The following is a 14,445-nucleotide window of genomic DNA, read 5'->3' as shown; positions in this document are numbered from 1 at the left end:
ACATATTATATCCTACTCTCAATGACATACTCTTCTTCCTACTGAGATTGTTAAAAATTTGTAAATGAGTCGGTTAGATGAAGTAGTTAAAATGTAATAAATGATTGAGAAGTATCATAAAACACTATTTTTAAATGTAATCGTAATAAAAAATATTATTTTGATTTATAAAGTTTAAAATACATTTTTAATTATAAGAAATAATATTTACAACATATTATTTTGAAACATGCTATTTTATTGATTAAATTGATTTGATTTTCAGGTATTTGAAATGCTGGCGGATTTAAATTTTTTTCTTAATAAAAAACGGATTGCGTCAAATGGTAACTGAACAGCTTATTTATGAAAGCAAAAAGTCAAAAATTTATTTTTTGGAAGAGTCGGAATTTGAACGGCCTGTCCTCCTGAAAATTTTAAATTATGAATTTCCTACGCCTAAAGACATAGCTCAATTTTACAATGAATATGAAATAATTGACGGGCTTGACATCAGCGGTATCCGGATATCCTTTAAAAAACTCAAATTCAATGGTCGCCATGCCATGTATCTGGAGTGGGTAAAAGGAAAAACAGTCAAAGAGGCATTCAAAGGAAAGCAAAATGACATTTTGGATTTTCTCCATCTGGCTATAGAGATGGCTAACGCATTGGCTCAACTGCATGATCAGAACATCATCCACAAGGATATTTCTAGCAATAATATCATCGTCAATATACACGAGCGGTGGATAAAAATTATTGATTTTGGAATGGCTTCCAAAATCACCCTTAAACAGCAACACCTAGGAAATCCCGAGCGCTTAGATGGGACATTGGAATATATCAGTCCTGAGCAAACCGGAAGAATGAACAGGGTCATTGATTACAGGACAGATTTATATTCGCTGGGTGTAGTTTTTTACGAAATGCTGACGGGATCCACTCCATTTGAAGGAATGGATCCGCTGGGTATTGTCCATGGCCATATTGCAAGTACGCCCCATTCTGTAAAGACCCGGAATCCCAATATTCCAAAGCCGGTTTCAGATATCATTGACGTCTTGCTTTCAAAAAAATCAGAAGACAGGTATCAGTCTGCATACGGATTGAAGCATGACCTGGAACATTTCCTTAGGCAATATGAAGTTCACAAACGCATAGCTGAATTTCCTCTGAGGCTTCAGGATTTTTCCGGCAAATTCAATTTGCCCCAAAAATTATATGGAAGAGATGCTGACTTAGATATTTTGCTCCGGAAATTTGAAGAAGTTGCTGTTGGCAGGGTAGAATTGATTTTGGTATCCGGCTATTCGGGTACAGGAAAATCTGCATTGGTTCACGAGATACACAAGCCTATTACCCAGAAATCAGGGTATTTTGCGGAAGGCAAATTTGACCAGTACCAAAGAGATGTGCCTTACTTTGCCTTACTGCAGGCCTTTGAGGAATTGATAGATATTCTCTTGGGAGAAAGTCAAAATAGGCTGGAAATAATCAAAAGGGATATTCTTGAAGCAGTGGGACAAGAAGGGAGGGTATTGACGGAAGTGTTGCCCAGTCTTGAGCTTATTATTGGGGTGCAGCCTGAGGTACCGGAGCTTGGTGGTAATGAGGCCAAAAACAGGTTCAATTACATTTTTAAGAAGTTTGCCAATGCTGTTTCTAAAATTGAATACCCTGTAGTTATCTTTATTGATGACCTTCAGTGGGCTGACTCCAGTTCTTTGAGCCTCTTACATACTCTGGTCAGTGATCCTGAAAATGCACACATGTTGTTCATTGGTGCGTACCGTGATAATGAGGTGAGTGCCAGCCATCCTTTCAGCATTCTGATCAATGATTTGAGAAAAGAAGGCCTGGAAATTTACGACCTGAAAATAAATAACCTGACGCTTCAGAATGTAAGTGAACTGATTGCAGATACTTTGGAAAGAACTGAAAAAGATGTGGAGGAACTTTCCGAACTGGTTTTTGAAAAAACTCAGGGGAATGCATTTTTCCTGACACAGTTTTTAAGGTCACTTTATGAGGAAAAACTTTTGTTTTTTGACCGTTCAGCGAAATGCTGGGACTTTGATCTATTCCAGATCAAAGAGAAAAATATTACCGATAATGTGGTGGAACTGATGTCGGGGAGATTTTTGAAGCTGCCCGATTCCAGTCAGCAGGTATTGAAAGTGGCTGCTTGTTTTGGTAACCAATTTGACGTAGATACCCTCAGGATCATCCATGAGTCTGATCAGTCTCAAACTGCAAAAGACCTAAATACAAGCTTGGCAGAAGGATTGATTCTTCTAAAAGGAGATCAAGGCTACAAATTTGCCCATGACAGGATTCAGCAGGCCGTCTACAGTCAGATCAAGGATGAGGAAAAAGATGTTTTTCACCTAAAAATAGGGGAGGAGCTTTTGAGACATATTCCTGAAGAAAAGATTCAAATTCACCTTTTCGATATTGTCAATCAGCTGAATAGAGGAGTCAATCTCATCCAAGATGCCGAAAAAAGAGAACAGCTTTGTCATCTCAATTTAAAAGCAGGAATCAAGGCGAAGGAATCTTCCGCTTACAAAACAGCCTTTGATTACTTTTTGAATGGCATAAGCCTATTGAGGACAAATCATTGGAAAGGCCAGTATGACCTTTCTCTACAGCTTCATGCATTGGCAGGAGAGACAGCTTATCTCAACGGAGATTTCCATAATATGGATAAGATGATTTCGGAGGTTTTGGAAAATGCCACCGATTTATTGCAGAAGGTCAAGTCCTATGAGGTGCGGATCTTGGCTTTTAAAGCAGAAAATAAATTGCTTGAAGCCATCAGTACAGGTTTGGAAGTGTTGGGACAGTTGGGGGAAAAGTTTCCTGGAAAGCCTACAATGGTACATGTCATGGCAGCCTTAGTCAAGTCTAAGATTCAGCTAAGCGGTAAAAACAATGAGACTTTGGCCAACCTTCCTGCTATGTCAGACCAATGGAAAATTGCTGCCATGAGGATCATGGCAGGGATAGCCTCCTCAAGTTATTGGGCTACCCCTACACTTTTCCCACTGATCATTTTCAGAATGGTCAGTCTTTCTCTGAAGTATGGCAACACCCAGGTTTCATCTTTCGCTTTTGCAACTTATGGGGTCATTATGTGCGGTGTTTTGGGAGCTATGAAAAGTGGCTACCAGTTTGGGAAATTAGGTCTGATTCTTTTGGAGAAGTACAAAGCCAAAGAGTGGAAAACACAGGTTTACACGCCGATTTACTGCCTCATTGTCAATTGGAACGAACATATAGACCAGACGCTCAAACCTCTTCAGGAGTCCTACCATATAGGTATGGAAACAGGTGCCATTGAGTTTGCCTGCATCAACACCAATATATATTGTATTCACAGCTACTTGAGCGGCAAGCCTTTGGAGCGCTTGGAAGAAGAGACCAAAGCTTATAGCCAAAGCTTTAAACTTTTTAATCAGGAAACCAACCTGAATTACAATGAGGTCTACAGGCAAGCCATGCTAAATCTTCTCGGGAAGTCTGTAGACCCATTGAAACTCAAAGGCTCTGCGTATGATGAGGAGAAAATGGTTGTTCAAAATGCAGAGCGCAATGACAAGACAGGAATGTTTTTCCTCCATTTCAATAAACTTATCCTGAGCTATATTTTGGGAAAATATGAAAACGGACTAAAACACGCTTCAGAATCCAGAAAGCTTTTAGAAGCGGTAATGGCAAAATTTGAGATTCCCAATCACCATTTTTATGAAGCCATGACCATGCTTGCGCTTTTCGAAGAAGCTGATTCAAAAGGAAAAAGAAAATTCCGAAAGCGGATAAAGGTCAATGCCAAGAAGTTGAAAATATGGGCTAAAGATGCTCCTGAGAACTTTCAGCATAAGTTTGATATCCTGACAGCAGAGCTTTTGAGGATCAAGGGGGATTTTGAAAAAGCAGCAGTACTGTACGATAAGGCTATTCAGGGTGCTAGTCGGCAGAACTTCATTCATGAAGAAGGCATAGCCAGAGAATTGGCAGGTAGGTTTTATATGGTTCAAAATGCTGATTCGTTGGCAGAATTTTACTTAAAATCCTCTTATAATGCTTTTAGGGAATGGGGAGCCAAGGCAAAATTGAAAGAAATGGAATTGAAGTACTCCAAATATGTAAGTGGAGTTAACTCAGGGATAGGGTTAAATGAAATTTCGCTCAGTACATCCTCATCGGTAGATGGTAGCAGCAGTTTGAAGCTTGATTTGGCAACTATTTTAAAGGCATCATCCTCCATTTCCCAGGAAATTATTTTGAACAAGCTTCTCAAAAAACTGATGATTACAGTGATGGAAAATGCCGGAGCAGACAGAGGGCTATTATTACTCAAGTCCAAAGAGCAATTTCTGATTGAGGCTTTGGCTGAAGATGATGGTAAAACCTGCACTGTTCTTCAGCACCTGAATTATAAAGGTTCAGACCTTCTTTCGGAATACATTGTGTCCTATGTCACCCAATCAGAAAAGAGTGTAGTGGTCCAGGATGCTAAAAATGACCGGAGATTTCTACAGTGTTCCTACCTGAAAGAAAGTCAGGTGCTTTCCATTTTATCCCTTCCTATTCTTCATTTAGGCAGGTTGGAAGGAGTACTTTATCTGGAAAACAATAAAAGCACAGCAGCTTTTACCCAACAAAGAGTTGACCTTTTGGCCTTGCTTTCGGGTCAGATAGCAGTCTCTATCAATAATGCCATGCTCTATGATAACCTTGAACAAAAAGTAGCTGAAAGAACAGCACAACTTGAAGTGGAAAAGAAAAAATCAGATGAATTGCTGCTGAATATCCTTCCGGTTGAAATTGCGGAAGAACTGAAGAAAACCAAAAAAACCACGCCTCAGTATTTTGAAAGAGTGACAGTAATGTTTACCGATTTTAAAGGTTTCACCTTATCGAGTGAAACCATGACTCCCACAGAGTTGGTCGATGAGTTGGGTTCCTGTTTTAGTCATTTTGATAGCATTATAGAAAAATACGGAATTGAGAAAATCAAGACCATTGGAGATTCTTACATGTGTGTAGGAGGCCTTCCAATACCAAACTCCACACACCCAATGGATGTAATCAACGCCGCTTTGGAAATCAGAGATTGGATGAAAATCAGAAATGCTGAGGCCAGAGAACTTGGTAAACCTTTCTTTGAAATCAGAATTGGCTTGGATACAGGTCCAGTGATCGCAGGTGTGGTAGGTACAAAAAAATTCGCCTACGATATATGGGGCGACACTGTCAATACTGCTTCAAGGATGGAGTCATGTGGTGAAACCGGTAAAATCAACGTCTCAGGGAAAACCTACGAAATCATTAAAAATTCATTTGACTGTGAATACAGGGGGGAGATTGAAGCTAAAAATAAAGGCTTGATCGACATGTATTTTGTTGAACCCAAAAAGATAGATGTTATAAGCAAATAAGGAATGTGTAATTTTTAATGAGAGAAATATGAGTCTTTACCCACCTGCCTGCAACGAAGAAGATATCGAGAAGGTCTATCTGGAAGCCCATCTTGAAACCCAAATAGGTTACACGGATTCAGGAGGCTTTTTCAGTCCGAATCTAAAGTCCATCAACCATCTTGAAGTAGGTAATTCCAAAGTGATCAACAGCTTTGTAGTCCGCGCGATTGAATATTTATTGACGCTATACCAACGATTTATGATTTGGTTGAAAAGGAAGTATCATGCTTTGTTTCCCCGAAGGGAGCGGATTATCGGTTCAGCCAAAAGTGCCTATATCACAGGAAAATTGACATTTGCCAAAAGGAGCGATTATACCACAGCCCTTCATCACATGCCACTTGAACTGTGGGCAAGAACACGTTGGGGAGCTTGGCGTCTGTTTGCAAAAGGTGAATCTGATAAGGATGGAATCTTCAAACTGGAGTTCGATTACTTGATTTCCAGAAGATGGAGGTATAGCTCTTTTCATCTGGAAATTTATCAGGTTCAGCATGTCTTTTTTGAAAGGGATATGTTGAATCCGGAAGTAAGGCTGGATTTATTTGAAAGGATCAAAATTCCCAAAGCCGATCTGACGGGGATGGGTTATGACTTGGGGAACATCCAATTGTTTTTTTGGGAATACAGAGGTGATGTCCAAATGGCCAGGGTGGTCATCAAAGATCATGAACAGGATGCGCCCGAATATTACTCAGATGGGCGAAATAATGCTATTCAGCAGCAGTTTATCCCTATCCAGCTAACCAAAGACAAACACCTCATTCAAATCCAAAAAGATAAAGCCCACATTACGATTCCTGATATTCAGAAAGATTACCCGAAAAACCTTACTGTAGCTATGGAGGAAAAGCTTCCTTACTCTACCCGCTGTGATTATTGGTTTGGCAGACGCATGATGAACGGAATGAATTGTGCTACATTCGTGCCTGATAAAGTAGAAAAAGATAAGTACTGGGTAAGGTATTTCGGTGCTTGTGATTATGAAGTCAATGATGAGTATGCATTTCCTTCTGTGGAAATGAAATTTCATATTGGACCGGATGCGCTTCCCGTTCCCGAGCAGATCATTACCATAGGTCCGACCAGCAATTATGATAAGTCACCTTTTTCTACTCAATTTTTCACCCCATCTGACGGAGTAAAATGGGAATATGCAAAACGTGTAGCCCGTGTGACTGGTGCTTTGTGTACCGAGTTGGATGATCACTTTGCGGGAACTCATGCCAATGCTGAGCAATATGCTATTGCTGCCCGAAGGAATTTTAGAAGAAACCCTTTGACTACCTTGCTTTTTCCCCATCTGAAAGAAGTAGCCTTGATCAATCATGCCGCGGACACTATTCTTATTGGGCCTGGATATATCCCCCGCGCTTCTGCATTGACTGCTAAGGGAATCGTAAAAAGGGTAACTGAGATGATGGGGGTTTTGGATTGGAAAAACTGGGAACCTATGGAAATCATCAATGCCAGGCATACCTATGCCAAAGCAGAAAATCTCTTTTGGGAGGTTGTGGGTGAGTTTGTGGATGAGTTTTTTGTACAGTTTGAAGAGGGGATCATAAAAGAATGGTATGAGGTATATTGCTTCAGTGAAGACTTGGTGAATCATTCTGCGGCAGTTTTTCATGATAGAAAAAATGGCGAAATTTTAAGTAAAGAAGAGCAGGAATTTGAAGAAAAAAGGGCAGCCTATTACCATGCTAGGTTTAGGTATGATCCCGATCTTCCGAGGAGAACGGTAGATGGTGTCCAAAAAGCGGTCTCCCCTATAACGGAAAATCAGGAATCCCCTACCATCGAGGAATGGGAAAATCTCAAACAGGCATGCAAATATATTATCATGCAGGCAACTTTTATGCATACCTGGGTCAATGAACATCAATATGAAGACATTGGGGAAGTGCTGTACAGTAGTTTGGGGCTCAGGTTTGGTGATAAGAAGGAGGGTATTTTTCTTCCTGAAAACGATTATTCCATTTCTCCTGACCTTACCCGGGCAACCCAAATGATGTGGTTCAGCAATTTGCTTTCAAGAACGGAATACGGTTTTATCACAAGAAATGAGGAAAATGATATCGATCCTTTGTTTGCTGAGCTGCTGGAAAAGCGCAGAACAGCATTTAAAGAGCTTTACGTAGAGATTGACAATATTGAATCCAGAACAAACATTTAGGCCATGGAAAGTACAGGGAAATTTATCAGACACAGCGTATGGCACTCGGTACGAGGGGCCTATGATAAAGTGTATTTATGGCTTTTTTGCCAAATGTTCAGTTGGGTCATTGTACTGACATTAAGTCTTTTTTACAGGAAAAGGATGTCCCATGACAATGGAATAGCCGGCTCTGGTAAACTCACCATTGTTCCTAATCCCAAATTTCCTGCACATGAATTCTTTGCTCCGGGAAAAGTATATCAGGCAAGGGTCAGACATGCATCGGCCACGTTTTTGGATGATGCCATGAATTGTATCAGGAGTATTTCAGTGAAATTTAGCGATCACCACTTCAAAAGTCCTTTTGATATAGAGATGAATTCAGGAGAGATCAGCTTGTTCTGGTCAGCATATAGTTTTTTACAATTTGCCAAATTGCGCAAAGAGAAATACGGTGTGGAATATATAGAATACTACAAAAAGTATCCTGAAGGCCTCAAGGGTGCCCAAGCAGCACTGAGAAGAAATCCTACTTCTTTTCATAATCTCCGGTATTATTGCAAAACCCCTTTTAAATTTATCGGGGAGGACAAAATCAAGCGCTACGCAAAATACCGCATTCGACCACTGGATAATGAACCTGAAACAGGAATCCAGCATGATATGAGTAAAGTGGATACAGGCAATCAGCGCATACTTCCTTTTGAAACCCGTGGCCGCAATTACCTCAAATATGAATATGAAGAGAGGGTAAAAAGGGAAGGGGCAAAGTACATGATGCAGATACAAACCCGCATAGCTCAGGATGATGATGACCCGGAAATTTTCAACAATATGGTCCCATGGGATGAAGATGCTCACCCTTGGCACGATTTGGCAGTAATAGAAATTGACAAGACCTTGGATTGGAAGGAAAGTACCAAAACCAGCTTTTCTCTCAACCACATGCCTAGAACTCTAGGTGTTATCCCCGCCAAGAGTATTTATGATTACAATAGTCTCAATTACATGCGTGCGCATTCGGAAAAGGCTAAAGTAGCAAGACTGCTTTCCTATCGCTTATTCGGATACCCCAATGCTATCCCGAACAATGAGGATAGAAATAGCGGGGATTGGGCAAAGATGCAGAAGGAGAAAGTAAGTAAGTTGGTAAGGAGTTAAAATCTCAAGAATTATTCAGATCTATACCTTTCCCCCAGACTTTTTTGGGAAAATAAGGCATGTCAAGAAAATAAAAATTCAGGAAATCAACTGATTAAAGCCTGAGAGATAATTTTTGATAGGGCTGAGTTTGCAAAATCAAAGTTAAGGGCTACATTTGCAATCCGTAATTACGGGAGACCATAGAGCGAAAATAGATTTATCTACGGATGCTTTAGAATAAATAGAGGAGTGGCAGAGTGGTCGAATGCGGCGGTCTTGAAAACCGTTGTACCGCAAGGTACCGGGGGTTCGAATCCCTCCTCCTCTGCTTTTATTTGATTTTTTCTTTCAAATCCATTCAAAATCAAGGAAAATGTAAGGTTTAATCAACAAGAAAAAAGCTTTAAAAACGGCCTTTAGAGCCTTTGAACGCTGATTTTAAAATATTATTTACAATTTCAAGTTAAAAAAGCCTGTATTTCATCAATACAGGCTTTTTTGCGTTTTGGTGCCTGAATCACCAAAATTTGCAAGAATAATCAAAATCAATTAGCCCTAAGCGGTGAGTCATTTTGCAAAATAAAAATGACTCACCAGAAGGGGTTTAAGATATTGATTATCAACCTGTTTGAAAGATAAACATCTTGCCGAATGACTCACCAAAGTTTAATTTAAACCTTTAAAGTGTGTCATTATGATCGAAAAATCATTCAGTTTCCTGTTTTACCTGAAGTCTTCCCAAAATTCGAAGGGAATAAAAAACTGTATTTATGACAGACACACTTTTGCTACTACCATAACTTTAAGCAATGGTGTTCCTATTGAGACAGTCTCCAAACTCTTGGGGCACAGGTCTCTGAAGCAGACCCAACATTATGCAAAAATCCTTGATGGAAAAATCAGTGAAGATATGCTGGCTCTCAAATCCAAGTTGGATAAATAAATCTGAATTTATAACCGGAGGGGCTTTAAAATAGAAGGAATTTAATCTTCTAAGACCCCGCCGGTTTTGTTTTTTTATTGATCAAAAGATGGATTCTTGTTTAGTATAGCCATATCTATTGAAAGAAAATTGACTGTGATTATGCTACAAAGCTAAAATTTGCTAATCCTGTTCGATTAATTTTTGATATAGTTAACAAATAAATGTAAACAAAAATGTTTATATTTGTTTAATGGATAATAGGATTAAATACATTAAAGGGATTCATCCCGGATTATTTCTTGAAAGGGAGTTGAAGTCAAGAGGTTTGTCGAAAGGTCCTTTTGCTCTTTCTATTGGGGAGTATCCACAAACGTTAAGTGCTATAACCCATGGGAAAAGAGCAATGAATACTTCCCTCGCATTAAGAATAGAAAAAGCCTTGGGGCTGGAGGAGGGAACGTTGATGATTCTTCAGGTTTACCACGAAATCAGGGAGGAAAAAAGAAAATTGTCAAGGAAGATCAAGCCAGATTTAAGTAAATTGAGGCCTGCGCTTTTTTGGGATACTTCTTTTGAAAATATAGACTGGGTTAAGCATAAACTGTACGTAATTGATAGGGTGATGCAACGAGGGAATGAAGAAGAGAAAAAGCTAATCAATGACTTTTACGAATTACAAGAAGTTTCTGAATTAAATTCTATTCAATGAATAAGACTTTATATTGGAATACAGTAAGTAAAGAGCTTAAAGAATGCTTAGAATTTTTGATGCATAGTGTCTGCTTTCAAAGATTCAGACTCGTAGGTGGAACAGCTTTGAGTCTACATTTAGGTCATAGGGTATCCGTGGATATTGATATGTTTACTGAGGAGCCATATGGAAGTTTAAATTTTGATTCAATCGATGATTTTTTGAGGTCAAATTACAATTATGTTTCTGATCCAGTAAGTGTAAATATAGGTTTTGGACGGTCTTATTTGATTGGAAAGGATTCTACAAACCTGATTAAACTGGATCTTTATTATACCGATCCATTTTTAGAAGAGCTGGAGATTCATGATAATGTACGAATGGCCAGTATATCTGAGATTGCCGCAATGAAAATTGATGTAATCCAAAGGGTGGGCCGAAAAAAAGACTTTTGGGATATCCATGAATTATTGGAAAAATATAGTCTTGAGCAGTTAGTCGCTTTTCATTTTCAGAAATATAAATATACCCATGAGAGGAATTTAATATTGGAGAATATGCTCAACTTTGAAAAAGCTGATAACGAGCCAGATCCATTGTGCCTTAGAGGAAAATATTGGGATTTGATTAAACTTGACTTGGTTCAATCCATTGAGCAACTTTGACAAATTAGAAAAATATTTTTGGACAGCAGTATCCAAACTCTTGGGAAACAGGATTCTGAAGCAGACCTAACATTATGCAAAAATCCTTGATGGAAAAATTAGTGAAGATATGCTGGCTCTCAAATCCAAGTTGGATAAGTAAATCTGAATTTATAACCGGAGAGGCTTTAAAATAGATGGAATTTAATCTTCTAAGACCCCTCCGGTTTAACTTTTTATCTATAACAACTTGACCATTGTCCCAAGCTTTGGATGAAAGGAAGGATGGTACTGGATTAGGTTTGCTTTGATCAGACCCTTAATACAATGATGGTATGTGGCAATAGAACGGATTTGGGCCATTCTCATTATCCGGCCTCTTGTGATCCTGATTCCATCTGTTACATCCTGCATCAAAAACTCCTTTAAAATGGCTGTATAAACAGCAATATGACTGGGGTTAAATTCCGGTCTGTTAAGCACTTTTGACAAAAGGGATAAGACTTTACTTTCTTTTGATTTTTTCCTCGCTTCCATTTTCTACTTTTCAAAAAGGGACTCAATTTCTTATCTGCATCATTCGCATTCCTCCTCCCTGTGTGCCAGAAGCATTCATCGGATTGAGCTTGCTATTGAGTTTATAGGTAAAACTAAGTAGGATAAACCTACCCAGATTATTGGTGATCGTCTGCTCAATAAAATTTATATCTGCCCTTTGGGCTACTCCAATATTTTGGTTAAGAAGGTTGTTTCCTGAAAGTTTGATTTCTCCCATATTGTTTTTCAATACTAAGCGGCTGACAGAAAAATTGAGAAGTGGTATGGATTCATCAAAATCCGTTGTTCTGGAATTGAATTTCAAATAGTTGAAATTCCAGGAAACCGCATACTTATCAAGGAAATTCAAACCGATTTCCGCATTGTAGTTTTGGTTTAAAAACAGCTGGTTTTGCTCAGGGTTGAATGCGTATGCGGTGTTTTGCGTGCTGATATTAGCTGAAAGGCCAAGGTTTACAGACTCTTTCCAATTGAAGTCGTACCGTGCATTTCCTCCTATATTGCTGATTTTAATCTGGTCTTCAAGCGCATTGATGAGATTGAATCCTCTGCTGTAGTTAAGGTTGGGGCCTAAGTTAAACCTGCTGTTCAGGGGCTTGATCGGAAATCCGAAGTTGATGTTTCCTCCGACAAGGGTATTGTTTCGCACATTCACTGGCCTGATTGTTCTGACCTGTCTTTCATCAATACTTTGCGAATTGACAATGGCATTTTCGGTAAAGTTGACAAAAGCATTGATGAAGAGATTGACAAAACTTCCCATGTCAAAGCTGTTGTAATTGGCTTGCCAACTATGGTTAAAGGCAGGTCTTAATTCGGGGTTGCCAATGAAGATATTAAGCGGATCTGCATTGTTGATTACAGGCTGCAACTGCTCTATACCCGGTTCATTCACAGATGTCTGGTAATTGAACATCAGGTTTTTTGTATTGCTGAAACCGTAGTTTAAGCGCATACTGGGAAGCAGGTTTGTAAAGCTGTTTTTGATCGATTCATTAAAAAGTACGAGCTCTCCATTGAGTGAGGTTGCCTGCATGGCCAAACCTGCTACGAAATTGTATTTTCCAGGATTATAGGAAATGTTGACTCCAGGTCTGTGATAAGTGTATATAGCGTTGAATTTATTGCTGAGGTCTTTGTTGAAAGTCAGACTTTCTCCGTCTCTGTCAAATACTTCCCGGTTTACTTCATTTCTGTTTTGGGTAAAATTATAGACCAACTCCAGGTATTTTCTTCCTCCGAGAGGTTCTGTATACGCAAGGTTCACCCCGTAATTGAGGTTTTGATTTTGTTGTGTGTTTTCCTGTTCCAGGATTTCCACTTCTTCTTCAGTGCCAAAAAATTCATTTTCAGCATACAAAATCCCTTCGTAATCACTGGCATTGATTCCAAAGGTCAGGTTGGCAGAAATGGTCTTTCCGGGTTTTTTAAATCTATGCCTAAGCAGCATCTCTGTGTTGGCCTGATAGGAATTTCCAAAAGTAAGGTTGGACCTTTCGCCCCTGTTGAGAAGGTTTCCGTCCATATCTTTTGTGCTGGAAATGCTTCTTCCAAAACGATCTGTTTGGTTAAGCTGGGCATTTGTGGTGGACCTTAATGAGTTTAGGCTGTCGATCTTTTGGTCTATGATCAGGTTAAGTCTGTGGTTGCTGGATTGGTTGTCCTGAATGCTCTTTTCTTCAAAAGTAAAATCTCCTGAGGGGAAAAAATTTAACCTCTCGGTATCCTGTGTTATCTGATGATTGAGCTGATTGAAGAAATAGCTACTTCTCAACTTTGTGTTTTTATTGAAGTCCTGATTGAGATTTGCCCCATAAGCATGGCTGTTCATAATTCCATTGAGCCTTTGTCCACTGTTGATCGGGATGCCTGCGCTACCTCCGCCAGGTCCTCCTACCGTGATTCTTACCTGCCCCCCACTGGCAAAGCTCTGGATACCACCTTGGAAGTTTATGTAGTCCTCTATGGAGAAACCCTGTTCATTGATATTATTGGAAAGGCCGAGAAATGAAAGCTGTTGGTTTTCTGAGAATCTATTGAGATTGCCCTGAAGTTTGTAACGGTTATCGGATCCATAGCCCCCCGTCAGATTCCCAAAAAAGCCCTTTTTATAATCTTCCTTAAGCTTTAGGTTGATCGTTTTTTCCCGCTGTCCGTCGTCGATACCGGTAAACTGTGACTGCTCTGATTTTCTGTCCAGAATCTGAACTTTATCTATTGCCTCCGCCAAAAGGTTTTTAGTGGCCAGCTTAGGATCATTGCCAAAAAACTCCTTACCGTCTACCAATACTCTTTTGACCGTTTCACCCTGCGCTTTGATGTTTCCTTCCTGATCTACTTCTACTCCCGGTAGACGCTTGAGCAGATCCTCTACATTGGCGTTGGGCTGAGTTTTGAATGCCTCAGCATGGTACTCTATGGTGTCCTTTTTGATAGTTATAGGGGTTATATCCTCTAAAGTGAACTCATCCAACTCCTCGGTTTTTTCCATTAAGGTAATTTTACCCAAGTTCAGACTCAAAGCATTTTCAGGTCTTTGAATTTTTCGGGAAAATTGCGCATAACCCATATAGGAAACCTGAACCATCACCTCCTCTTTACGGATATTTCTGATTTCAAAAGCTCCACTTGCCCCACTTACACCAAATGCCAACAAAGTGGAATCCAAAGGGTCTAAAAGGGTAACCGTAGCGGACTGTAAAATTTGGCCTTTTTCACCTTCAAGGCTTCCGGTCAATGTCCAGCGTGTATTCTGGCCGTAAAGCTGAAAGCCAATAAGAAAGAAAATCAAAATAATTAAGCTTGGTTTAGTTTTCATCTTTGACAGGTAGAGGAATTGCTCAGCCAATTGGCAATGC

The 14,445-nt window shown here is 39.5% G+C and carries 8 protein-coding genes and 1 tRNA gene; 7 read left to right on the top strand and 2 right to left on the bottom strand.

The annotated features are described in order from the left end of the window. The first annotated feature begins 323 nt into the window (after positions 1-323). The 7 genes from A33Q_RS02905 to A33Q_RS02875 all read left to right on the top strand — a co-directional run bounded on the left by A33Q_RS02905 (position 324) and on the right by A33Q_RS02875 (position 11,050). Entirely contained in the window at positions 324-5,426 is a 5,103-nt protein-coding gene (locus tag A33Q_RS02905) for an adenylate/guanylate cyclase domain-containing protein (protein WP_009034764.1), read from the top strand. Positions 5,427-5,454: 28 nt separating this feature from the next. Continuing rightward, positions 5,455-7,644: a lipoxygenase family protein gene (locus A33Q_RS02900; RefSeq protein ID WP_009034763.1), complete on the top strand. Its 2,190-nt coding sequence runs from the start codon at positions 5,455-5,457 to the stop codon at positions 7,642-7,644. Between the two features lie 3 nt (positions 7,645-7,647). After that, the gene (locus A33Q_RS02895) at positions 7,648-8,787 is read left to right on the top strand and encodes a catalase family protein (RefSeq protein WP_009034762.1); all 1,140 of its coding nucleotides are present in this window, start codon (positions 7,648-7,650) and stop codon (positions 8,785-8,787) included. Positions 8,788-9,012: 225 nt separating this feature from the next. Continuing rightward, a tRNA-Ser gene (locus tag A33Q_RS02890) sits at positions 9,013-9,097 on the top strand. Between the two features lie 366 nt (positions 9,098-9,463). After that, complete coding sequence (locus tag A33Q_RS02885) at positions 9,464-9,712, top strand: tyrosine-type recombinase/integrase (RefSeq protein WP_009034761.1); 249 nt, start codon at positions 9,464-9,466, stop codon at positions 9,710-9,712. 232 nt (positions 9,713-9,944) lie between these two features. After that, positions 9,945-10,403 carry a helix-turn-helix transcriptional regulator gene (locus tag A33Q_RS02880; protein ID WP_009034760.1) on the top strand — a complete coding sequence of 153 codons (459 nt, stop codon included), beginning with the start codon at positions 9,945-9,947 and terminating at the stop codon, positions 10,401-10,403. Next, positions 10,400-11,050: a nucleotidyl transferase AbiEii/AbiGii toxin family protein gene (locus tag A33Q_RS02875; protein WP_009034759.1), complete on the top strand. Its 651-nt coding sequence runs from the start codon at positions 10,400-10,402 to the stop codon at positions 11,048-11,050. Before A33Q_RS02880 ends, A33Q_RS02875 begins: the two co-directional genes overlap by 4 nt. Before the next feature lie 219 nt (positions 11,051-11,269). On the opposite strand, the gene A33Q_RS02870 is transcribed toward A33Q_RS02875, so the two are convergent. Together A33Q_RS02870 and A33Q_RS02865 are read right to left on the bottom strand one after the other, a co-directional pair. After that, entirely contained in the window at positions 11,270-11,566 is a 297-nt protein-coding gene (locus A33Q_RS02870) for a hypothetical protein (protein ID WP_009034758.1), read from the bottom strand. Positions 11,567-11,588: 22 nt separating this feature from the next. Then, on the bottom strand, positions 11,589-14,405 hold the full coding sequence (locus A33Q_RS02865; RefSeq protein WP_009034757.1) for an outer membrane beta-barrel family protein: 2,817 nt from the start codon (positions 14,403-14,405) through the stop codon (positions 11,589-11,591). Between the last annotated feature and the right edge of the window lie 40 nt (positions 14,406-14,445).

Origin of the sequence: Indibacter alkaliphilus LW1, assembly GCF_000295935.2 — a bacterium.
GTDB classification, from domain to species: domain Bacteria; phylum Bacteroidota; class Bacteroidia; order Cytophagales; family Cyclobacteriaceae; genus Indibacter; species Indibacter alkaliphilus.
The sequence above is the reverse complement of the archived record's forward strand: the minus strand, read 5'-3'. Positions and strand labels throughout refer to the sequence as shown.

Bases quoted from the DNA above. Each gene is read 5' to 3' on its own strand.
- A33Q_RS02885 (WP_009034761.1), top strand. From the start codon at position 9,464: ATGATCGAAAAATCATTCAGTTTCCTGTTTTACCTGAAGTCTTCCCAA.
- A33Q_RS02895 (WP_009034762.1), top strand. From the start codon at position 7,648: ATGGAAAGTACAGGGAAATTTATCAGACACAGCGTATGGCACTCGGTA.
- A33Q_RS02870 (WP_009034758.1), bottom strand. From the start codon at position 11,566: ATGGAAGCGAGGAAAAAATCAAAAGAAAGTAAAGTCTTATCCCTTTTG.
- A33Q_RS02865 (WP_009034757.1), bottom strand. From the start codon at position 14,405: ATGAAAACTAAACCAAGCTTAATTATTTTGATTTTCTTTCTTATTGGC.
- A33Q_RS02880 (WP_009034760.1), top strand. From the start codon at position 9,945: ATGGATAATAGGATTAAATACATTAAAGGGATTCATCCCGGATTATTT.
- A33Q_RS02905 (WP_009034764.1), top strand. From the start codon at position 324: ATGGTAACTGAACAGCTTATTTATGAAAGCAAAAAGTCAAAAATTTAT.
- A33Q_RS02875 (WP_009034759.1), top strand. From the start codon at position 10,400: ATGAATAAGACTTTATATTGGAATACAGTAAGTAAAGAGCTTAAAGAA.
- A33Q_RS02900 (WP_009034763.1), top strand. From the start codon at position 5,455: ATGAGTCTTTACCCACCTGCCTGCAACGAAGAAGATATCGAGAAGGTC.